The organism is Caulobacter sp. 05T431, from assembly GCF_056665975.1.
Map to the genome: position 1 here is coordinate 1 of NZ_JBFTKU010000208.1, position 349 is coordinate 349.

At 63.5% G+C, this 349-nt stretch carries 1 protein-coding gene; it reads right to left on the minus strand.

Annotation, left to right across the window (positions count from 1 at the left end):
- On the minus strand, positions 1 to 306 hold a 306-nt coding region (locus tag AC1U89_RS25135), incomplete at its 3' end, for an alkaline phosphatase D family protein (RefSeq protein WP_479902329.1).
- Positions 307 to 349 lie beyond the last annotated feature (43 nt).

Genomic DNA, 349 nt, shown 5'->3' on the forward strand with positions numbered 1-349 from the left:
GATGCATGCACCCGGCCGACCGTCTCGTCTTGCAGGCGTACGCGGAGCAGCGAAGTTTGTTGAGAAAATTGAAACTTGCAGACCGGGCCCATACATCGGACGGGGCAAAATGCAGCTTTTACCTCGACTMGGAGTCAGCTCCGAGCCCAGCGCGGGCAATGCCGGGTCCTTGTAGTCCACCTTGAGGTCGTTAGCCCAGTTGCAGTGCACGTCGCCGGTGAGGGCCACGGCTTGCGGACGTTGGCGTCCACCCAAACCCTGCGTGATGCGGTGGTTCGACGCGGCGCAGCCGTCCCGCCCGTCCATGGAGACAACCTCAATCCCCGGAGGTGAGGCCGCTCCCTCAGCG